This is a genomic window from Candidatus Hodgkinia cicadicola, from assembly GCF_002774925.1.
In genome coordinates, this window is sequence record NZ_CM008780.1 from 1 (window position 1) to 25,726 (window position 25,726).

Here is a 25,726-nt window from a genome sequence, read left to right on the forward strand (position 1 = left end):
AAAAAAAACATTGTGAAGTGATTGATTTCTAGTTGATAGGTTTTTTGTTATAGTTTAATAGTTTTTATGTTTAGATGATGAATCTGTGGTAGTAAGAATATATTATTAGTATCATGATGTAGTAGGTTTTAGATTTATGTTTATGATATTAATATTTGTTAATAACTAATAAAAGTATTTGTTTTTAAAGATAGAATTTAATCGATGAAAGTTGACTATGTGGGTATGTTGTATGACTTGGATTAATAAAATAGTTAGTTATTCATAATAACTCTTAATGATTAGTTGGCTATGTTATAAATCGATTACAATGTTCAAAGCATTGAGATTATTTCTTTATTTTAGTTCTATATTTTCATAGGTTAATTTAATTCTGTTTAACAATTACTAGTAACATGTTGGTTATAATTAAAGAGAATCGATTAAGACATCTCTTACATCTGAAAAATATCAATAATTAATATCTATGTTGTCTAATTGGATGTTGATTAATTATTTTGATACTATGTATAATGTTAATGGTTTTCTATTGATGGCTGATAACAAGATAACAACAAGTAATCAGTCTTAATTAAACATTTAATTTATATTACTTATTAATTACAATTTATTTAGTACATGGAAGAATTAAATTATATCGTGATGCTGGATTTTATTATTGACGATATAAATATATGTGTTTTATTAAGTTAAATATAACCGATAGGTTGTTGTATTATGCATTTGTTGCAATTAATAATTGATGGTCTATAATTATTCTTACATCTGATATATTTATACTATTGATTTAACTTGTTTGAAATTAAAACAACTTGATTAAGTAACAAAAATATAACAATATGTAATTAGATTTATAATATTTACATGGGTGTTTGGTTTTTAATGTTTAATTTTATCATTGGTAATAGCCGTTGTTCATTTCTATTAGTTAGTGTTTGATTTAGTACCGATGATGTCATGTGTTTTGGTTTATTATTAGTATTAGTTGGTGATTTAAGTGTAATTGGTTAATATATATAAGAATGATTATATAATTTCTTGTTTAATTAAATCTGGATTTGTTTTGTTGTTGTAATGATAGAATTTAAATGGAATTATTCTCTATATTATATCCTGTTTAATATAGGTTGTTTAGTTAATGCATGAAATAATATGCGTTTGAATTATGGTTTGTGTTGATATTAATAATGAGATTTTGTGATGTTTATGTTCGGTAAGTTGTATTATGGTTGATGGATTTTTTGATATATAAATGTAGATATTCATAAATGTAGATATTATTTAACTAATTCGTTATAAGTTATTTGTTTTAACATAGGTGGTTATAATAGTTGTTTTATGATTCGGTTAAACATCATGATGATGTATACAATCCAATGTATACTTACTTGATTTATAATTTGTAACTTGATTATTTACGATATATTTTAATAGTTCTATCTTGGCAATTGAATGTTGGTAACAACGTAAAAGATAGGATATATATATTTTATTCGATGTTATAGGTTGTTTTGTTTAGTATCTGTCTATAATAATACCAACGTTATGAGATTAAATGATTTTATCATGTTGTTCTTATTATGTATAGGATTACCTTTGTTGATGGTTTTATTGTTTAAAATGATTAATGACTAACATCGAGGATGTTGTGTTGTCGTTGTTTGATTTGGTTTAATTAATTTTATTTTTTATAAATTGGTAGTTTGAAGCGATTAATCATTTTATAATGATGCGAGTGTTTGACTATTAGTTCCGTTCATCATTGAACTAGTTATATCATTGAAGCTATAAATGTTTATATTAAATCGTTCGATAGTAGTTGTTATAATTCAATATTTGTGTTTAAATATAAAACAACAAGCATAATGTTGTCGTATAGAGTAATTTTTCTTGATTATAATTTCCTTGATCGTAATAAGATAGGGTAAATATAAATATTTTATTGGAGTTTTTATCAATGTTAATATCTGTTATTTGCTTTGTTTCAATATGTTTGAATTACAGTTATGTTTGATGTTGCTTGGTCGTTGTTTAACTAGGATGTTGAGGTTTGATGATAATTTATCAATGGTATGTTTTATTAACGTTTGTTTATATTGTCTGATAATAGTGGTACATGATGTGTTTGATTAGATCCAAAATGGAGATGTTATAACTAGAAATTGAAATATCTTTATTAATCGATGGTATTGGGATTGGGTATGAATAAAGAGGAAGGAGATGAAGGTTGTTTTCTATTGATGATTGGGATGTTGCGTTTGATAACAAAATGTTATTAATTTATTGATGTTGATTTATGGTTATGTTGTCATTATGAGTATATATATGTGTTGTGATTTATGATAAAATTGTGATAAGGATTCAATTAAATGAGAATAGATTTGTTTATGTTTAATGGAAATATTTGTATCAGGTCGTTTGGATGTTGATGTTGATAATTCCATTTAGATTGGTTTATAAATGATAGGGTATTAACGATATTGTATAATTTATATAAATATGGTAGTAATTATGTTACTTAAATGTTATGACATTAAAGATATCTTCGATATGAAGATCAAAGAAATAGATGATATTATTTGATTGTAAGATTAGTAAACTATTGGTAGTAATTATAGGCAAGTTAATAACATGTTGATTTATTTTTCGTATTTGAATTGAAAATGTGGGGATTAAAAGTACAACTGAAAAAAAAGGTTTCGATCCCTTATATATCATTTATAGACTTATGAAGTAGTTGACGGTTAGAGAAATTACCTTATAGACTCCTTAGAATGTTTGAAACGTTTGATGTTAATGTTATATCATATTTATTATTGGTTTGATTTTTTTAATTTTCATCGGTATTTATATTCTAAAGATTCATTGTTTTATATGGTTTTTTTATATTATTAGGTTATCAATATTGATGAGGTTGTTAATATAAAAATTATTCGTTTTTTTGATACTTCTTGACCTTTACTTGGGTTTAAGAAGAAACGGAGATCGACATGATCTTCTAAGCTTAGTTTTAAGCTAAAATTAAGTCATCTGAGTATCATATTAACAATAATATGGCTTATGATGAGAGAGAGTTTGATCCTGGCTCAGAACGAATGCTGGCGGCAGGCCTAACACATGCAAGTCGTGCGGATAACCTCATGCAGGTTGTTAGCGGCGAACGGGTGAGTAACACGTGAGAATCTACCTTGTTCAACGGGATAGCTTAAGGAAACTTAAAGTAATAACGTATGATTCCTGCAACAGGTAAAGAAATTTTATTTCGGAACAAGATGAGCTTGCGGTAGATTAGCTAGTTGGTGGGGTAAAAGCCTACCAAGGCCAAGATCTATAGCTGGTCTGGGAGGATGGACAGCCACATTGGGACTGAGACAAGGCCCAAACTTCTACGGAAGTCAGCAGTGAGGAATATTGGACAATGGGCGAAAGCCTGATCCAGCCATGCCGCATGAGTGATGAAGATCCTATAAAAAGGGATACAAAAAACATGTAATCTCGGATTGTAAAACTCTGTTTATTTAGCGATAATAATGATAGTAACTAAATAAAAGCTCCGGCCAACTTCGTGCCAGCAGCCGCGGTAATACGAGGGGAGCGAGTGTTGTTCAGTATTATTGGGCGTAAAGGGCATGTAGGCGGTTTTGTAAGTCGACAGTAAAATCTTGGAACTTAATTCCATAGCAGGTTGTTGATACTACATTACTATGAACTTAATAGGGGTGAACACAATTCCAAGTGTAGAGGTGAAATTCGTTGATATTTGGAGGAGTACCAGAGGCGAAGGCGGTTCACTGGGTTAAGTTGACGCTGAGGTGCGAAAGCGTGGGGAGCAAACAGGATTAGATACCCTGGTAGTCCACGCCCTAAACGATGAGTGCTAACAGTTTGGTATAAATAATACATTCTGAAGGGTATATCCTTGAATATATCATAGGGTTGTATATTCATATTTGATTGTATAGCTAACGCGTTAAGCACTCCGCCTGGGGACTACGACCGCAAGGTTAAAACTCAAAGGAATTGACGGAGACCCGCACAAGCGGTGGAGCATGTGGTTTAATTCGAATCTACACGAAGAACCTTACCAGCCCTTGACATTTTAGGTTAAACATATTAGAAATAATATGCTGCTTACAACAAAGTAAGAATACCTTGAACAGGTGTTGCATGGCTGTTGTCAGCTCGTGTCGTGAGATGTATGGTTAAGTCCTAAAACGAGCATAACCCTTATCTATAGTTGCCAAAAAAAAATAGGCTCTCTATGGAGACTGCTAACGAAAAAGTTAGAGGAAGGTGAGGATTACAACAAGTCATCATGGCCCTTATGGGCTGGGCCACACACGTGCTACAATGGCAACTACAAAGAGTCGCAATATCGTGAGATGGAGCTAATCTCAAAAAAGTTGTCTTAGTTCGGATTGTACTCTGCAACTCGAGTACATGAAGTAGGAATCGCTAGTAATCGTGGATCAGCATGCCACGGTGAATACGTTCTCGGGTCTTGTACACACTGCCCGTCACACCATGGGAGTCGATTTTATCCGAAGATTCTAGATTTAGAATCCAATGTAAAATTGGTGACCGAGGTGAAGTCGTAACAAGGTAGCTGTAGGGGAACCTGTGGCTGAAACATAACAAAGTGTAGTCTTTAGTTAAGATTACAACACTTCATAACAATGAAGTAATAAGACTATTTAATTTAGCACTAATTTAGTGCTATAGATTAATTATTAAATATATTGGTAACCCTATTCTTTACATATTTTCTTGTAGGGTGGTGATTGTTGATAAAAGAACAAAGCCTGTTGATGGTTACATCCATCTCTTAATCACCGTACTTCCAATCCATACAGATGAATCTCAATGTAACTAACAAATTAGTTTATACTTTTTTTCTTTTCGATCTAGTTTTAAATACTATTATTAATGAATATATTCTGATCTTTTTTAAAAAATCATCATCCAACACTCTGTTTTTTTCCTCAAAGTTAATAGAAAGAATATAATGTCTGAAAGCATCCGGTGGATGCCTTGGTATGCATAATAAATGACGGTAACATGGAGAAAATGAAATGTTATTATATCTCTTATCGAGATTGATCTTGGTTATTAATCAATGATGTCATAGACGCAGGGAACTGAAACATCTTAGTACCTGTAGGAAAATATATCCAGGATATTTTGTTAGTAGCGGCGAGTGAAACCAAATATTGGCTATTATTCGTAAATGCCGATAATAATTGTTTGGAAAAACAAGCAAGTAAAGGTGATAGCCCTTGTTTTGTTGGCATTAGAATTTTGATTAAAGTAGAACGAGACACAACGGATCTCGTTTGAAGATAGGAGGACCACCTTCTAAGCCAAAACATATATGCACAACCGATAGTGAATTAGTACCGTGAGGGAAAGGTGAAATAGATGTCCGAACAGGACAGTGAAACAGATCCTGAAACCGGATGCCAATAAGCAGTCGGAGGGTCCAAAGACCTGACGACGTACCTTTTGTATAATGGGTCAACGAGTTGCTGTTGCAAGCGAAGCTTTATAATCAAACAAAGCGAAACGAAAGTGAGTCCACAAAGGGCAATAAAAAAAGTTTGCAGCTTCAAACCCGAAACCGAGTGATCTAACCATGGACAGATTGAAGGTTGATGTTAATCGACTGAAGGATCGAACTCGTACGTGTTGCAAAACGTTGGGATGATCTGTGGTTAGGGGTGAAAGGCCAATCAAACTCGGAGATAGCTGGTTCTCTGCGAAACCTATGTAGGTAGGTTGTTAGTTGTACCCCAACAGGGGTAGAGCTCTGGATGAATGGTTAGAATGTAATAATTCTAATAAATTCAACCAAACTTCGAATACTGTTGTTGGATTTTAGCTAATAATCACACTGCGAGCGATAACGTCCGTAGTGGAAAGGGAAACAACCCAGATCCTCGATCAAGGTCCTTAAATCTGAACTAAGTGAGAAAGGTAATAAATGTTCGAAGACGATCAGGATGTAGGCTTAGAAGCAGTCATCATCTAAGGAAAGCGTAACAGCTCACTGATTAATGAATGTTTGTGCCGAAAATGTAACGGGACTAAGTTCAGTACCGAAGTCAGGAGTATTGCCAATTCGAGCAATACAGTAGCAGAGCATTCCGTAAGCCATGGAAGGCAACCCGTGAGGGTTGTTGGAGGTATCGGAAGCGAGAATGTTGACATGAGTAACGATAATTGAAAGTGAGAATCTTTCACACCGAAAGACTAAGGATTCCCATTCCAGGATGTTCCGAATGGGGTTAGCCGGTACCTTAGGCCAAGCGTAAGCGCATAACCGATGGCAATCACGTTAATATTCGTGAGCCTTCCGCAAGTGACTTAACTTAAACCTGTCAAATCTTATTGGATTGGTTTGGCTTATGTTTAATTGTTAACAAGAAACAGCTTGTGGATATAGACCGTACCAAAAACCAACACAGGTGGTTGGGTAGAGTATACTAAGGTGTATGAGATAATTGTGCTGAAGGAACTCGGCAAATTGTATGTGTAACTTCGGGAGAAACATAACCTGACTTTGGGTAACCAAGGTTGGGTATAATAGAAATGGAGGAAGCGACTGTTTATCAAAAACACAGGACTCTGCAAAATCGTAAGATGAAGTATAGAGTCTGACGTCTGCCCGGTACTGGCAAGTGAAGTCTTGATGTGAATAGCATTTAAGATGAAATCCCATGTAAACGGCGGCCGTAACTATAACGGTCCAAAGGTAGCGAAATTCCTTGTCGGGTAAGTTCCGACCAGCATGAATGACGTAACGACTTCCTCGCTGTCTCCAGCACAAGCTCAGTGAAATTGAAATCCCCGTGAAGATGCGGGGTACTCGCGGCAAGACGGAAAGACCCCGTGCACCTTTACTGCAACCTTGTATCGATATACTTTGGTCAATTGTGCAGTGTAGATGGTAAGCGATAACCGTTGAGCGTTAGCTCAGCGTGAGCTGTCAAATGAAACACCATCCTGTTGCCAAATAATATCTTCATCACTGAAAGTCAATCTTAATGTGAAACAATGCAAGGCGGGTAGTTTGACTGGGGCGGTCGCCTCCCAAAGAGTAACGGAGGCGTACATAAGGTAGGCTCATGACGGTTGGAAATCGTCAGTAGAGTACAATGGCATATGCCTGCTTAGACTGCGAGACAGACATGTCAAGCAGAGACGAAAGTCGGTCATAGTGATCCAACGAAGCTATGTGGAAGGGACGTTGCCAACGGATAAAAGGTACGCCGGGGATAACAGGCTAATAACCCCCAAGAGTTCTTATCGACGGGGTTGCTTGGCACCTCGATGTCGACTCATCGCATCCTGGGGCTGAACAAGGTCCCAAGGGTATGGCTGTTCGCCATTTAAAGCGGTACGTGAGTTGGGTTCAGAACGTCGCAAGACAGTTCGGTCCCTATCTGCCGTGAGTGTAAGAATGTTGATGGAACCTGTCTCTAGTACGAGAGGATCGAGATGGACATACCTCTGGTCTACCTGTTGTCGTTATCAAACGGCATGGCAGGATAGCTAAGTATGGAACAGATAACAGCTGAATGCATCTAAGCCGGAAGCTGACCCAAAAAAACATTCTATTAAGAGAAGTGACAGACTATCACATTGATAGGCCAGATGTGTAAGTATGGTAACATATTTCAGCTAACTGGTACTAATATCTCGAAAATTATAAACAAAGAAACTATTAACAATATAAGAATCAGTTATACCTATCAGTAGTTAAGTTTAAGAACAACAACGCATTACCATGTTAAACATGAATAGTTAAAATCTTAAACACCTTGTTGTCCATCAACAAAAACCACTGGATATTAGAGGTTCAGCTGGTAGGTAACATTATTGAATATGGTAGAAGAGAAATAATTCTCTATTAGATTTCATGATTAAAAAATTATCATGATTCTTACCATATTTCATCACTATATCCAATATCAACATTTATCTCTTTATCACTTTATATTAAAAATAACAAGTATCAAAGATCCATCATCGATCATCACACAATAACATAAATGCAGTTCGTCAAACATAATTATCTTGTTGTTAATTCAACGTTCAATTCATTGTCCTTAAACTAAAACTTATTGGTTTTTACATTAATGACTACTTAATTATAACCTAAAATACCATTAACTTGTTGGTTTATTAATTTTTCTTCATAAACATGTGTCAACGGATGTTGGCGATTGGATATTACTAATAGATGTCACTAACGGATGTTGTTATCGAATGATGTAATTGTAACTATTCTTAGTTATAAATATTATATTTTCTAACTTTACATACACACATATACACAATATCCTAACTTTTAAGTTCTAACAACATAGTATATCTTTCATCTGTATTTAATCCCTGTCTTTATATCTTGTCATAACCATATTAATTGTTCCATATTTACAACTCATCCCTATATTTAACATTAGAATATTATGAATCTCTGTTATTACAACATTTAATCTATAATTCGTAACTTCATTAATTTTTTAATCTCTGTTTTAAACAAAATCGAATGTTTCTTAGAATCTTGTTAACTTATATCTTCAAACAAATATGTTAATAGAGAAATTAATCTACTATAAACCTTATTGATAACTTCTTCGTTTTAACCAATTAAATCAAACTCCTAATCCAAAAAACCAACAGACTTATATTTCTTTATATACTACCTCAGTTCCAGTTAAATTTACAACGTAGTGATGTTACAAATTAATGTCTTTGTTATATATATCTAAAAATAAAATTAAAACACAAGATTAATATTAATTATTTCAAGCACTATAGCAACAAAATTTCCATGACTTTATATCTATCATAATTTTCAGAATTACTATATATGTTTATAATCGATTACACAAATATGGAATTACAATTGATCGCTGATCGATATTAGATCAAAGATATTAGAATTTATAAAATACTAAAGAAATTTACTCAAATTTAAACTACTAATTATAAGACTATAACATTTCTATGGTCATAGTTGATAATTACTTGTTGTTAATATATATTCATAAAAAAAATAATAACATCATATAAAGATTGATAGATTATTTTCATTAAAATAACATCAATATTAATCTCTTGAAGATATATTAAAAGCTATTTCATAATTATGGTTTTTTAATTTAAAAAATATTTTATATAAACCATTTAATATCTTACTTAAACATTGTATATCTATTCTTAATAAGAAATTTGATATCAAATCGAGTATAAACATTATCAAACATGGTAGTACTAATTGTTGATAGATTTTGATATATGATTTAAAAAACAAAATCCAGTAGTATTAATTTAAACAATCACAGATGTATATTGCTTCAAATATTATTTATTTCATACATTCTTGGAACTTAATCCGATTAAAGATCTAAGTAAGAAGTAATTCAATCAAAATCTGATCATCAGAAATCGATACAAAAAAACTTTATACAACCCGATATCTAAACATTAGTATCTAAATATTAACTCCTAAAGAAATAATCTAATAACCCAATCATAAAGTTATAAACAAAAGCCAAAGACACCGATGTTATAACATAATGATTTTAATAATTCATTCTTAATATAAAACAAAACTCATGGAATCGATTTAACTAAAGCCATATTGTTAAATATAAAACAAAAAAACTTCATTAGATAACTTTAAAAGTGAATCATTGGATTAAGTAATAAAGAAAACAACAACCTAACAGGTTAATAACAATTAATTTGTTTTAATAAAACCTAAACACAACAAGTTTATGTGTAATATTCATGACATTAACTATAAATGTTATTAACAATAATTTCAATCAAACGAACTACGGAAATACCACCGTGTCAATCTAATCACAATATTATTCAGTGATAAACATGATGTAATCATTAACATGATAATAAATCCATAAGATAAATTAATCAGAACAAAAAAACCGAACATCTACATCGACATCTAACTAAAATTAGCGTCGAAATCAACGCAGATATAACACATTTCTCGACTAACGATACATTGATTGTTAATTATATCAATATATCTTAATTTAATCTAATATCAAAGATTAAAATAAACCATATATAAACTGTCAAATAATAGCCATGCTAATCATAACAAAATAACATTAACTACTCGAATTATCATATTTTCTTTGGATTTTATAAAACAAACAAAAGAACCAGATTCATTACTTGTTTTTTTAAAAACATAAACCTAACGAACTAATCATTTATATCAATTTTATGTTTTATATTTCCAAATTAAGATATCCACACGTTTGTATAAGCATCTCATGATATCTTAATCATGTGAACATAATGATAACTTGATGTAGATCAAATAAATAAAAACATATTGATATGTTCAAATAGACGAGAACCGATTATTTCAAACATAAATAACATAAACTATCAACCAAATAGTATCTGTAACTATTAGTTTTAATAAGATTTACTCTTAATCAAGATATAATAACAATATATTGAATTAGTAATTCATTGAAGATATATCCTTTATTATATGTGTTCTCTAAAATAGAATTAGACTAGTTATTAAGAAATAATTCCGCTAGTAAAAAAAATAATGTTATTTGATAGAATTGATTATTAAAACAATCAATAAGCCGCATGCTTCATATTAAAACATAGAAAAATATAAATAACCTCAAATATCAATCAAATACATGTTTTTAAACCAACGAAGTCACAGTTATTATAATATAAAAGAACATCAATCGAACTAATCAAAACAAACGAGGTGAACATAAACATTTGACATCAAACAAACGGTTCGAACAACATGTCAATTAACATCGAGATGATCATGAAGGACTTAATCTAATAGAAGTACATGATGATGTTGATATTGATAGAAAAGAATTGATAAAAAATAATGGTGTTTAATTATTTATAAAACATAAGTTACTTATTGTTTGTGTTTACTATTTTATAAATCTGTGATTAATATATTTAAAAAAATAAAAAAAAGGATAGATATCAACCGATATTAAATAAGTAAACATTCAATTTAATTTTAGAATTATAGATATAATCGAACCAATTCATCTTAAATAAGAATACTGAAATAATAATCTATAGAGATAAAACAAAAATTAAAACAAAAATCAACCTGAATTAATATATCTTGTATCATTGAAAGATGATAACCTCTGTGTTGCTGATGTTCCAGATCAAAACCATCAACATTGAAATTATTAAAGATTTATAGAAATAGATTTGAATGTTAACATAAAAATCTAAGTCATTTGATCTATTAAAATTATCATCGGACGTTGAAGTTTCCATCTTGATATTCATTCATTTCGATATTCAGATAATTGAAATCAATATAAAATATTACAAGAATCTGTAAGATCTTTCGATCAAGATTAAATAGATTGTATTAATGATTTCTATTTACATAAACGAAGAAAACAGATCAAATTTAAAGCTCAAGACAGAAAAGTTATTTCGAGATATTAATTAACAACATGAAATTATGAACACAAACGTTGGAATATCTTATTTAAGATCTATTTATTGACAGATTATGTTGTTATCAGTATAGTTTAAAATTAATAATTAAAATGAACATTATGTTAATCACTTAATTAAATTAATCATTATTATAGCCAAAATATGACATCTATCAACAACGCAATATCGATGATAGATGGTGTGGTTGTTTTTTTTTGACATATATTGATTATGTTAAGAATTAAAACTTTGTTGATATAAATTATAACGAAATACAACGTTGTTAGGTGTTTAATCATTAATAGATAATTAAAATACTAGTTATTATCTTTAAGGTAACCAAATTATCAAATATTTGGTTCAATGTTTTGATAGTGTTAACCTAAAACACGGATTCAGTGATATAAACATTGGAGGTAGTATTGATGTAAAAAAGATAGTGAGTATATAACTACACTTAATGTTATATTAAGATAAATAAATGTGCCAACATGGTGTATCTCTGATTCACAGATCGTTTGATGTAACAAATCAAAAAAACAGTAACTGTGGTTTAAAGGCCTAAGAAAAAAGTATGTGGGTATGGAATGTGTGGTAATTAATTCAGGTAGTAGTAGTAATAAGTAATATTTATATTAGATGTTATTATTCATGATGATAAAACCAAAAAAAATTGTTATATCTATAACATGTTATGTTTCTTGCCAATGATAGTAATTGGTGTAATCATTTAAGATCTTAACACTTGATATCGATTAAATGTTATAACATGTAATTCAGATAAAACAAATCATGTTGGTACGTTGTAAGAATTAAGGTTAAAGTTAGATTGAGATATAGGAATAAAAGAAAATATGACAATAACAACATAGTAGTTGTCATGTATTAGAATTCAATATGTTGTATGTTTAAAGTGATAGTGTTAACATTAATGTAATAAAAGAAATAAATTGGTTTTTTAAAAAAACACAGATAGTTGGTATGATCAAGAAGTAGGCATGTTGGTTAGAAAGAAATAGGAGAAAGATGAAAGGATAATGTAAACATAATTGTTATTAATAAATGATTCAATTGATGTGTAAGCACTTAATTACATCGATATTAACCAGTACATAATTTTTATTGAAGAAATGAATAAATTATTACCAAACAAGTAGTTGGATAATAGATTAATAGTTCGATTACAGATATTTCAATCATAGATAAAATAACATGATAATAACTTCATTGGATTAAATGTTAGATTGATCAGTGATAAAATTTAATGAATTAAGATTAGTGGTTTACAAACAAAAAAAATATTAATCGATAACAAATTATTTAAATTAATGTTTTGATTGTAGGTGTGATGCTAACTATAGGTTTTAAACATTAAGAAACATATTAAATTTCAGTAAGTAAATGTTAATAGAAAGTGAAAACTATATGTAGTAACATGTAAATTATTAAATGATAACAATGTGGTAAGGATTACTATAAGATATGAGAGTAAGAAGTTAAAGTGTGAAGAAAAGAAAAATATCTCTGATTGTGAGAGAATTATCGATGAGGTCGTTGTTGTTGAGTTTTGAGAACAGAACTTGATTCTGATAAATTAATTTACATTGTTTATTTTTTAAAAAGTATGGAGATTTGATGTGGTGTTACTGTTATTGATGAAATCTAATTAGATATGAAGATAATTATGAGATTATCAATGAATTGAAGATGAGGATTGATAGTTAATCGCTATTATTTAATCTGTTAATGTTTGAGTTTGGTAATCAGAAGGATATTCATTTATACTCGAGGAGAGTATTAACCAAGTGTTAGTAGGTTGTTAATAGTAAGTTTTGTTAAAATTATAACAACATAGATGTTAATGGAACCTTGATTTAGTCTTTTTTTAAAAAAAAATGATCCCACATGGATATTGTATTTATGTGTTTATTCATAATAACTTCTAATAAGAAGTAATTTAAATGAAGTATATTTGCAGGTAGTATGACATGGTTAGTAATGTTTAGGAGAAAGAAGATAAATAATAGGAATGAAAGGGTAATATATCTTTTCGATTTATGTTTGGTGTTATAAACGAGATTTATGATCTATACAACACAGGAAGAGATTAGTATATATAATTCTACATTTGGTAGGAATTAGTATGGAATGAGGGTATAATAGTAGCGATAAGGTGATATTCAATTAACAGAAAAAAAAGATAATCTTTGGTGATATTAAGTATGTAATTATTAAAAGAAGAAGAACATATGTTATATGTTGTTAATCGAATGTTGGTTTATAGGTAGGAGGTTATTAGTTACGGAATGTGCGGTGTAGGAGAAATAGTCATTGATTCAGACATGGAGGAAGAAATAACAACGTCGAATTAGGAATAAAGTAATACTAAGCAACAAGTTATATCTTTATTTTAAATAAACAAATGATAATATATCTTAATGAGTATGTAGTCTAATATTATCGAGATATATGACTTATTTTAATAAGAAAGAAGGGGATAAATGGTAAGGGAATGTTGAAATTCATCGGTTCAATTGATGTTGTTAACATATAAACGAATGACTTCGGATGAAATACTTGAATTCCTCTTGGTTTAACAAAGCAAGGATAACAGGTAACACGTTGCGAGTTATCAGAATATTTGATATTCTTAATACTAATAAAGAAGTAGGTATATTGAAGTCATAGAAAAAAAATGGTTTAGGTTAATGGGTGTTGTTATGAATAATTATTGTAAAAATCTTTGTTTAATAATTGAATATAGAGTATTATATGTAATAGATGAAAAGATAAAAGAAATTATCTTGTTGGTTAAAGATAAAAATATGCATAAACATATACATGAAAATAATTGATACCCAGTAATAGACATATGGATAAGACAGATAATTTCAAATAGAAGAAAGGTATTGATATAATTGATCGGGGTAAATAGTAAGTCATTGAACGGTAAAATGTTGATGTAGTTAAGAACTTACGTAATATTAAAAGAGGAGAATATAGATGAAGGATTAGACATTATATGTTATTGGACGAGTTGATGGTAGAAAAAATAAAGAACACATTATTTGGTTCTGTTAATTAAAAAAAATTATATTGAAGAATAATGGTCCTAAAGAATAGGAAGGATTTGTTAATATCGGAAAAGGTAGTGCAAGATTAATGAATTAGGAGTTAAGAATGTTGAGATCAAATCGGAACATTTATGTTAAATCTAGTGACTTAAACTATTGAATACATTTTGTAGTAGATTAAAATAAATCAAATCAGTCAGATTTATGTTGTCAAACATATGGTATCCATTGAAGTGTAAACTTAATATCATCCAACATCAGTTAAACCTTTAAAGATGGTAACTGGTGTTTAGGTTATTTATGTTCTAGAAATTAATACATTATCTTTAATAGAAACTTGATATTAAACTCTTAGTATCATGATAAGATATTTTGATTATGATCAGTTAGATTTCATTTATGTTTTTATTAAAAATAAGAACATACATTTGATCTTAATATCATGATTAATCTATATAATATAAGTATTTAGTTAACAAACTAGTTAAAAAATATAAGAACTTGTTCCATTGATAATGATTTTAATTTAATATCAGAACATTATCCTCTATTGAACGTTGTTTATATTAGTGAATAATTAAACCGAAACGTTAATAACGGACCATTATCCAAATGTTTAACCGAGACTTTATGTTATTACCAAATGAAATAAGTTTTTGTAAAGTTTAACATGAGTATCATTCAATGACACTACAACGTTAATGTTAGATGAAATTTTATTGGTTTGTATTGGGATGTTGCTTGAATCCGAATCTTATTATAAACAAAATGTAATAAATAAATATAAATCTAATAAAAGTTTACGATATGTCTATGTTTAATAGAAAGAAATTATATACAACATCTATCATAAGCTATAATTAGGTCATAAACAGATAACTGCTACATCGTTTGATGTTAGAAATTTAGACATAAAATATCAACTATAAACATCGTAGTGGTAAACACAGAAAGTTAAATGGAGGTGTTAACGTAGTATGATTGACTATTTGTTAGTTTTTAAATAATCAAACATATTAACAGCTTTACATTTCAATCCCATGGATGTTGGAAACAACATGTTAAAGGTAGAACCATGACAGGATTGAGAGATCGTGAAAGAATTATAATAAAAGTTAAAAAAGTAGAAATAAGGGGATGATTTGGTTTTATTGTTTAGTTAGTTGTGATGGTATGATTACCAATAACATAATATGTAGAATTATAGTTCATGATATTAGCCCCCTGGAAGGGGGGGATTAATAATATATTATTAAATAGATAATATGTATATTCATAGTTATTTTGTTAGATTTGATATTATTATTACGCATTGTTAGAAGGGATTATTGGATACATTCATATTAACGTGATGTCGTATATAAAGCAATGTTGTATTTAGGATATAATAACAAAGAAGAAATTAAAACAAAAAAAAGATAAGCTTAATAAGGCTTCAATGAAAAATACAAATCCTTAATCACTATAAACGATATAAGAACCGTTAATACTTAAAGTAAAATTAAAATAACAACCGACGCAGAAATATCGATCTTTAGAAGTGTCTTTGTTAACGAAACCAAATATAGTTCAATTGTTTTTTAATTGGTAAATGAATTAGTTAATGTTGAAGTTTTGTATATTAGAACTGTTGATGTTATCTGGGTTTTTTTCCGATGAAAATAAACAAATTATAACAACATGGAGGTTGGTTTTCAAGTATATGTTATGACCAAAATTAATTCTTATTCGTTAACCAAAACAAGTATTCGTTGTTTATAGTATTAAATTGATCGTTTATAATAACTTAGAATTCGAGATGATAATTGATTATGAAAATAATTAAATTAATTAACAGAAGAATATGGTGTTAACATAATTATAAATCTTATTAAGATATATGGAATCAATCTATTAATACTAACATCAAAATAATATGTTAATCATTATGATGGAAATGATTGAAAGGATTATCTTGATATATATATATATATAAACTGAGAAATAGGAAGAAAAAATGTTGGATGGTCTGATTACGAAGAATGTCAATAGAAGGTTGTTATTAAGAAATCTTTAAGATAGAGTTGAATCTTAACATGGGTGCACAAACGTTGTAGAATAAAATGTTTTTTTGAAGAACAGAAGAAAATGTGATTGATTGTTATTGATAAATTGATTAATTAATGTTTGAAAGTTTAATTACATCCTCGAATGTTGATGTATCTTTCTGATAAAGGTAACATAATTGTTTATGCTACAAATACTGGTTCCAAATTGTGCACATTGATTAAGTTTAATCGGTTTTTCTATTAGTTGAAATATAATACATATTATTTATAGATTTAATAAATCTCTATAATAACTTAGACTTGAAACAACATTGTAACATATATGATTAAACGAGCATTATAAGAATGATATAAATTAATATAATCTTTATGTTATTAAAATGAATGAGATAGATATGTTTATAATTTTAATTTATTTTTAAAAATATGTTAATTGTTATTAGAACACACAATCTTGGAAGAACACTCCAAATACATAGGAAACAAAAAATGTACTAAGACATTTTTTTGATAATCGATTACAAAGAAATATTAATGGGATGTTGTTAGTGTGTTTACGTTAGAGTTCGACTCAAACATGGATATTAAATCGTTGCTTGGTTTAGATAAGCTGAAGTTTTGGTTGGTTGTTGTGGTTCGATTTAAAATCAAATAATTGGATTAGAATAATAAGATCAAAACAACGATGTTGTTAGCAATGAATGTGATCGGAATCAATAGTGAACTTGAACTGATTAACATACTGATACAGAGACTAGTCAATATAGAGTTATATTCATAATCAAGAAATAAACCACAACGATCAGTAGGTTGTTACTGATGGTTTTATTTAAGATTTAACACCAGAGTACTAAATAAAATTAGTTAAGTCTAAGAAATTCATTAAATTGATAGGATATAACAACTATTATACCAATATCTAAACAAAAGCCATTGTAATAAACGATGAAGTGACTTGAAATCAACATTGACTTAGGAATGGTAGAATTATTAATGAATGGATATAATGGAATCTAGTTATTTTATCTTTATGATGATAAGGTTAAGATAAGGATTAGTGAAAACAACATCCTATAGTATTAGAATAAACTGTAAACTAAAGGATGAAAACGAAACAACAGGCAGTTACGAATAACCTGTCGCAAGTATTATTGGTAGTCAATGTTAAAATTGATATTATTAGGTGTTTGATTAAAACTCATAGAAATGTTATTGTTAAGCTAACGTTGAAGTCGACAAAAAAACGTATATATGTCATTATAATTCATTGATAAAAACATTGAAAATAAATAATAAAATGATGTTGTTTATGAGTAAATTATTTTTTACAATTAGAACATGAAATGAATATAATTCTATTACTAATAGATCTATGTGTTCATGTTGTGTAATACCGACATCTTGATCAATAATGTCAGTTATAATTCTAATTAATATCAACTTTCTTAAAGGATATGTATTTTTACAAAGAAATTATATATCTATATGAATGTTATTGAACAAGTTAAAATGGTTATGTCTAGAAGACTAGATGTCTATGTTGTTAACTAATATTTTAAAATATATAGGTCTAAATAATGTGGAATTGAAGATTTCAGATCTCAGAGTTGTAATACTTTAACTAATTTAGTACCAATAAAGAAATACATGGAAGTTAACCTTTGGTTACTGCTTGGTAATGGAGCAATAACAATATCGGATTTAGTATAATGTTAGTATAATTGGATAAAAAGTTATTACCTATGGTAATCTGGTTGTTAACAACAACTAACCTAAAACAAAGATTATTTAAAATGTTTAATATCTATAAGATGAAAGTTACAGAATATGCTTAACAAGTGTGTTATAAGAAATATTGCTTGATTAAGACTAGGTATATATTGCTCGATTAAGATAGGTATAAAAACAAATATTCTGTAGAATAATCATGAAATCAGATAATATTCTATCCTTTATTTGTACATGATAAAACCTAGTATCAAATGATTTAATTATCTATGTTTAAGAAGTTCTTTTTATCAAATGTTGAAATTTTATTCAATACTCAAATGATTTATCTTACTATTTAGTTATAACGAATTATAAATTAACTAATAAAACAAATAAGTATACCAATGATAAGTAATGTGGTAATAAATAATTTAAGGCTCTAATTTAGAGGATAATATAGTAGGTTTTATACTTAAGATCTTAAGTAAAGATTAGACAACGCAGATGTTATACAAGTAAGTATGACATAGAGAAGGTAGAAATACCGTTGCAAATGTTCTTTATTAATATATCTTATCCTAACATAAGTACTATAAGTACTGAATTAGACATATATATATATATATAAGCAACTTGAATAAAGATGGTAAAAAAAAATGAATCAACTCAGAAAACTGATAAATAATCCTACTACTCGTTTGTATCAACAAGTGTGGAACTCATGGAACTATGGAAATAGTAATAGTTTAGACTAAGCATGTTTAATTTTAATCTGTTAGAGTTAATGGTTTTAACTTTATGGAAAATGATTGTGATGAGATTAATGAAAGGTTTTTCGTGGTATTTTGGTGATAATAGTGATGAATTGAAACCAAGGTTGTTAATACAAAATGATAATGAATTTAGATCTGTTCCATTAAGATCATAATTAATAAGATAATATTGAGATAAAATATTTCTTAGAAAGGATTGTTAATAGTGGTTCTTAAATCTGTTGGTCGCGGCTAAGGACCAATGTAAGTACTTGGATGTAACGTCTTAGTACCGACAAATTAGTTACGATTATCGTTAGAGATCTGTTGATAGCAACAGATAGGTATTGGATATTAGATGAAAACATGTAAGAGATATAGAAAGTATAACAACAAGAAAAAATATTCTAGTGTTAGATAAGAATAATGGATTCAGAACGGTGTTCAAATGTTTTAATTAGAATTATTTCCAATGTTCAAATATACATTGAAGCTCATTGTAAGTGATAATATAATAAGTTTTATGTAGATCTATTGTAGAATTTGAGAGTGGTTGTTTAAAATTAAATCTTATTAGCCTTATGTCTAAAATTTTTAGTATAACAAACACAGTATGTAGTAAATGGTGAACAGAATAATGAAATTTTTAGTAATTTGTGATGTACACAAAATCTGAATCGAACAAAACAACGTTGTTATCGTATTTATAGATTGGATGTATTAAGTTGATTCAATAAAGATTAGAGATATATAAGTTCAATGAAGGTTATGTTAATGTTTCTAGTGAAAAGTTTGAGTACTTGAAGATATCGAATTATTAGGTTATAAATTAAAAAAACTAGAAGTTATTAATCAAATGTGTATGTCATTAATCGATGAGATTATTTGATCTAATATTTGTAAGTGAACACAAAAAAAGATTTTAATTAAAGTAGAAAAGTTAAGAGATAATCTGTATAGTTAAACGAATATATAACCAAAGAGGTATAACCAAGGTTACTGATTGTTTGAGTCTTTAGCTTACTAAAGATGGTGATGATTGTTATTAATAAGAATAATTTGAAGTTAATTGAATTGAACTAATGTGTTAATGGGTTTTGATGGGTGGTGATAAGTATTTAATACCTGTAAATAAATCTGATACATATTTTGTTGATCAAAAGTTGTGTTTATACTATTACATAATTAATAAAATCATTCTATTTGAAGAAATTAACAACAAAACCAATGTTATTTATAACAATGTTGGAATTTTTGTCGTTTGTTAGTAACTGGATTTTAGAATAACAGTTTTAATTAACAGCTAAATTAGTAATATCATAATTTTGAATTTATCATAATACATTTAAATAATCAGATTAAAAGTTAAACTAATTTAAATGAAATTATATGACTTCTTGTATAAATCAACATATATAGTCACTAGATTAATAAAATAAAATATTGATAAATAATTTAAATGATTTTTATTTTTGTAATGATATTTCGTTGTAAATTCAGGATTGATGTTATTGGAATAATTGTTATGTGTTAATACTAATCTAATATGATTTTATATCAGTTTTTCATTGGTACATAAGTATTAATCTCATGTTGTTTATGCTTTACTGAAATAATATTGAACATATGTAAATGTTTAAGTCTGGAACAATAAATAAATATAAGAAAATCAACGACATGATAACAAAAATTATAAATTAATAAGATTAGATTTTTTTAAAAAATTGAATTCTTAGTTGGTATTAACAAAAAAAAACGAAAACTTTTTACTACCAGATTATTAATTAATTCTATTAAGAATAGTAAGTTTAGTTAGGATAAAGAACAGATGTGTTATCTTGAATAGATCTAAAGGTTATTATTGGTTCTTTAAAATTTCAAGAATAATAATTAAATAATTAGTTAACATAGGTTTATTACCAGGAATGATAAAATTATCTCGATAGGTTTGATTGTCAACATGTTGAAGCATGTTAAGAACTGTTTCAGAACAAGTAAATAAAAGGTTTTAATCTATATTCCATATTCTAAGTTTAAAATTTAACCTATTATTGGTATTTGAAAAATATAAATTTATTAAAAGAGTACTTCTATTAAGGTAAAGTATTAATAGATCTTGAAATATTAATAGAATTAGTATATAGTGAATCTTATAATATGATATAAGATATAGTTCAAGTAATGAAACTCGGTCAAAGGATATGTTAAAAAACAATTAATAGTTAAAAATTAGATTGGCATTTAATTTTATCAACAAGCAATGGTATTAAAATAAATCTAGATCTAACCTGTGTTGAAAGTGAAGTGATCTGTAATTTGTTTAAAAAATATTACTATATACTATTTCAAAGGATATAAAGATTTGTTTATATGGTTTCAACGTCCAAATGTTTGGACCGATTAGTAATAATAAGTTAAACATACATAGTTTTTATTATTAAATGTAATTGTTGTATCGTGGTTTGTTTTCATAATTTAAAATTTCGGTTATCTAAGTTAACAAATAATATTAAAGATATTGAACATAGCCATATTAGATTGATGATTATGATAGGTATTGGGTATAAAATATCGAAATGTTTAGATAATTTGGAGATTGAACTCGAATTCAGTCATATAATTTTGTTTCGTTTAAAAGAACTGACGGTCGATCTTATGGTTAATTGTAAATAAATTAAAGGTACTGAGGTTATAAGTTTAAATGAAGTTGTATCGGTTGTTAAGAAATTTAAAATATTAAGTAAAACAAATATTCATTAAAAGAATCAGAATAGTATATAGAGATCAAAGGTTTAAACTAAAAGTTAGAAACAGGTAATATAACAGAATTAAATATTTCGAAGCACATCGATACCATCCATGTTAAGATAATCAATGATGGGATTTATAACATAGTGAATGGAACTAATGGAAATTTGGTTATTAAGATAACACGTTGTTGTTTAGTTGTTGGCATCTATTTATCTTATGGATTTAAAAAAATATAAAGAGCAGGATAGTACAGGTTGTAAACACGTTAAGAACATTGGGTTTTATGTTATAGTTGAAAATATATCGAAATAAGTTTGATGATAAATATGTTCTTAACTTTATCAATAAAACCAGAAAAAAAGAACATAGCTGATGATATTGAGATTAGTAAATTTTTTTGATGGTAATATTCTATCATATGAAAAACTTATAAAGTTAACAAAGATATGCAGGATTGTTAAAGGGGGTAGAAAGTATAGATATTGGGCATTGGGTGTTGTTTGGAAATATATGTGGCAGTGTTAAATTCAGAATGGCTAAGGCAAACGAAGAATAGATGTTGTTATAAAGTTTGAACGTTGTGTCTAAGAATAGCATGTTAAAGGTTCCTTTCGGAAGGAACAAAATACTTATCTTTAATATTAGTGGAAGATATAATTCAACCAAAGTATTAGATGTGAAATAACAAAAAAAATTTGGTATAGGAATAAGAACAAGTAATACTATAAGATCCATCTTTGATGGATTGAGGATAAAATGTTGGTATAAAGATCATTGGATCAAGACATCCACATAATGTTATCAAAGTAATATTTACTGCATTAAAAGAATTAAATTTATGGTTTGGGTCGTTGAAAAATTATCATTAAATATATCGGATCTTTAATTTAAGAAAATTAGCATAGAAAACAGGATAGAGTTATGAGATTTTTCTAAAAATAACATGTAGTAAAGAAAAGGAGATGTCAACAAATGTAGATCTGATAACAAAAGATTATAATTATAAAGGAGAATAAGTTACCAAATATAACGAAATGATACAAAGAATATGGCCTGAAATATAGAAATAATGATGGTAGTCATATCACCTCCTAACTATAAGCTTAAATCTATTGAATAACAGGTTATCAAGTAATTGTAAATGTTCTAATTAGTAATTAATAGAGATATGTTTGGATATAAACAACCTTTGTTATGTTAAATTATTAGATGGTGAAGTATATGTTACTGGGTTGGGATTTTAATATAATTTAGCTTTGATAATGCTGTACTTAAAGCAACCATTGGAGGTTAGATTAACTAATTTGGATGTTATGTTGTATTTAAAATAATTAGATGCAGAGTTTATGGAATAAGAATATCTAAAAACAGGAATATATTCGTTACACTACAAATTTTATATGGTATTGATAAATCTTTTTTCTTGTTTTTTATCTTTAAGTCTATTATCATATTCAATTCTAAGAATCTTAGTAAGAACGTTGTTTGCCTTCCAAAGGTATAAGCTTATTCATTTTATAGAAACCAATCTCACATTAGAAATCATCTTGAGATATTAAGGTATTATCTGATGTAAATAATTTGAAACGTGTTAATTGTTATAGAGGATCTAAGACATAAAAATCGGATTACTAATAAGAGATCAACGGACTAGGACAAATGTTCATACTAGAAAGTATACAAAGTTGTGATAAATTTGATGTGTTTGATAAGGGATTAAATGGGGTATTACATATACAATTAACAGATAATAACGTTATTATATGCTGTTCTGATTGAAGAAGAAATGTGATATTATGGAGTTCTACAAGTGAGCAGAGATTTTAAAGAAAAGAAAAATCATTACTGTCACTATTCAAATGACAATAGAAACAATATTGAAAACATTAATAATAATGAACATTAAGAATATTCAGGTAGAAATAAAAGGTATTGAATCGAATCGAGATGTCATGTTAAGAATACTACAATCTTCGATCTTAAACATAATCTCTATTAGAGGTGTTACTACTAAATTCCATAATGGATGTAAAAAACTATAAAGGTTCGAAGGTATAATGTTATAAGAGTTAACTTCTATTGATATAATAGATTAAGATCAAGATGATATTAAAATGATAAAACTTGAACCGAACTATAAGAAACACATTGATGTGTCATTAATATCTGATATTATTGGTATGTATAGTAATTGGAATTAACATCGATGTTGGATACACCAAGGTTAACAAGATATATGGGTCAAGTGAAGTTATTATCGAGACGGTTAACAACATTTAGTAGTACAGATATCATATACCAAGAATAGAACAAATGTAATTGAAGTAATAATAATGTTTCTAAACAAGAATGAGGTGCTTACAATAATATTTAGCTGTTTGATTGTCTGTTAATGTTTAATTGTAATTAATATATAATGCGATTAAGAGATGGGAACTAGATTGAGATGTTATTTTGTTGTTATTTGTAGAAATAATATTAACAGTTTTAGATATCAAAATAAGATATAATTCATGTTTAGGTTGTTTGGCTTTATGATGTTGATTCCAATCTAATTAAGTAGTATTAGTTAGACCAACAAAGACGTGGTTCGATATATTTTCAATGAGAAGAAGAAGAAGATGAACTATGCTATTGAATCTAATTGATCTGTGGGTAATATTAAAGGATATGTTCGGATGTTGTATTTCTCAGAGATGGAAACTTATAATAGAATTAAAGGGTATTATTAGATTATTTAGGATTAATAGCAAAATAATTAAAACCATGAAGTTTATGATCTTAATAAGAAAGATTTATCAAAACATGATAGATTGATTTCTATCTTTGATTGGTTAGAGGTTATGTAGATTAACATTAGGAATATATTGGAAATAAAAAATATATTGAAACATGTAGTCTACGAGAAAACATTCAGGTTATTAGAAATCTAAGTTGAAATGTTACTAGAATTTGGTCCGTTAGTAATATACTTTTTTCTAAATTATGTTTATCAATGGTAGTTACACATAGGTTGATGAGATTATGATAAGGAGGTGGTGGTGATATGTTTACATCGACTTAATACCATTAAAACATTAACATAATACTAGCGAGTATTTTTCTATCGATTATATGTTGTTATTCAATGTTAATGGATATTACATCATCTGATGACACCTTTTTTTTAAAAACATGATTAAATCCATCAGAATCAATGTTTCCATGTCATTTAATTTAATTATAATTTTATAATAACATTTCGAATGTAATATCAAACAATTCTATTATCTTAGAATTATCTTGTTGGTATATGTTTTATTCGAATATTTACAAATATTATATTATTTCGATTGTTATATCTAAGTCATTGATTAATAATATAAATCTATCACATAGAGAGAACCGCATATAGATTATATATTAATTGAAATATATTTAGTTATTTCTGTTTTCCTATTTTAAACCTATACTTATAACAGAAATATCGATTGTTATCTACTCGATAATAATATGACTAAATCAAAACAACAAAATTATTTGTAAACTTAAATTATAAACAAATTTTTATTACAAAAAAAACACAATATGTCATCTGATCGTGGCAGCTTAAATAAAACTATTGATTAATTATATTTATAACTATTTTTTTTGATCTCTAATTTCTGACATGTTCAGTTTATTATTCAGAGTAAACAACATGTTCATGCATTAATTTATTAATAATTTAAAAAAACCATATATACATCTCTATGCTGTTTCTGACATTAGATTCGATCATTATCTACTTACTGTGGTCAAACACCCATAGTTAGTCATAGTTTTAATACAATTTGATATTCATATCATCTGATATTCACATCGAATAAGTAGTCATCGATTGTTATGTTCTTATCATAACTTATTAAGTTCTAAA

Annotated in this window: 7 protein-coding genes and 2 rRNA genes; all 9 read left to right on the forward strand. The window is 27.7% G+C overall.

What is annotated here, in order from left to right; translation table 4 throughout:
- Positions 1-864 precede the first annotated feature (864 nt).
- The 9 genes from MAGTDC_RS04230 (at position 865) to MAGTDC_RS04240 (ending at position 24,563) form a co-directional block, all read left to right on the forward strand.
- Positions 865-1,011 (forward strand): hypothetical protein, encoded by a 147-nt coding sequence (locus tag MAGTDC_RS04230; protein WP_192572953.1) that lies wholly within the window; start codon positions 865-867, stop codon positions 1,009-1,011.
- Between the two features lie 999 nt (positions 1,012-2,010).
- Positions 2,011-2,133: a hypothetical protein gene (locus MAGTDC_RS05230; protein ID WP_278046864.1), complete on the forward strand. Its 123-nt coding sequence runs from the start codon at positions 2,011-2,013 to the stop codon at positions 2,131-2,133.
- Between the two features lie 930 nt (positions 2,134-3,063).
- Positions 3,064-4,640: ribosomal RNA gene (locus MAGTDC_RS00730) — 16S ribosomal RNA — on the forward strand.
- A gap of 359 nt (positions 4,641-4,999) precedes the next feature.
- Positions 5,000-7,714, forward strand: a 23S ribosomal RNA gene (locus tag MAGTDC_RS00735).
- Together the 16S and 23S rRNA genes form the textbook arrangement of a ribosomal RNA operon.
- Positions 7,715-12,956: 5,242 nt before the next feature.
- Positions 12,957-13,094: a hypothetical protein gene (locus tag MAGTDC_RS04235; RefSeq protein ID WP_192572954.1), complete on the forward strand. Its 138-nt coding sequence runs from the start codon at positions 12,957-12,959 to the stop codon at positions 13,092-13,094.
- Between the two features lie 7,803 nt (positions 13,095-20,897).
- Positions 20,898-20,978 (forward strand): hypothetical protein, encoded by an 81-nt coding sequence (locus MAGTDC_RS05805; RefSeq protein ID WP_414173049.1) that lies wholly within the window; start codon positions 20,898-20,900, stop codon positions 20,976-20,978.
- A gap of 1,617 nt (positions 20,979-22,595) precedes the next feature.
- Positions 22,596-22,700 (forward strand): hypothetical protein, encoded by a 105-nt coding sequence (locus MAGTDC_RS05810; protein WP_146656621.1) that lies wholly within the window; start codon positions 22,596-22,598, stop codon positions 22,698-22,700.
- 894 nt (positions 22,701-23,594) lie between these two features.
- Positions 23,595-23,873 (forward strand): 30S ribosomal protein S11, encoded by a 279-nt coding sequence (rpsK, locus tag MAGTDC_RS00755; protein ID WP_146656612.1) that lies wholly within the window; start codon positions 23,595-23,597, stop codon positions 23,871-23,873.
- 543 nt (positions 23,874-24,416) lie between these two features.
- Positions 24,417-24,563 carry a hypothetical protein gene (locus tag MAGTDC_RS04240; protein ID WP_192572955.1) on the forward strand — a complete coding sequence of 49 codons (147 nt, stop codon included), beginning with the start codon at positions 24,417-24,419 and terminating at the stop codon, positions 24,561-24,563.
- Positions 24,564-25,726 lie beyond the last annotated feature (1,163 nt).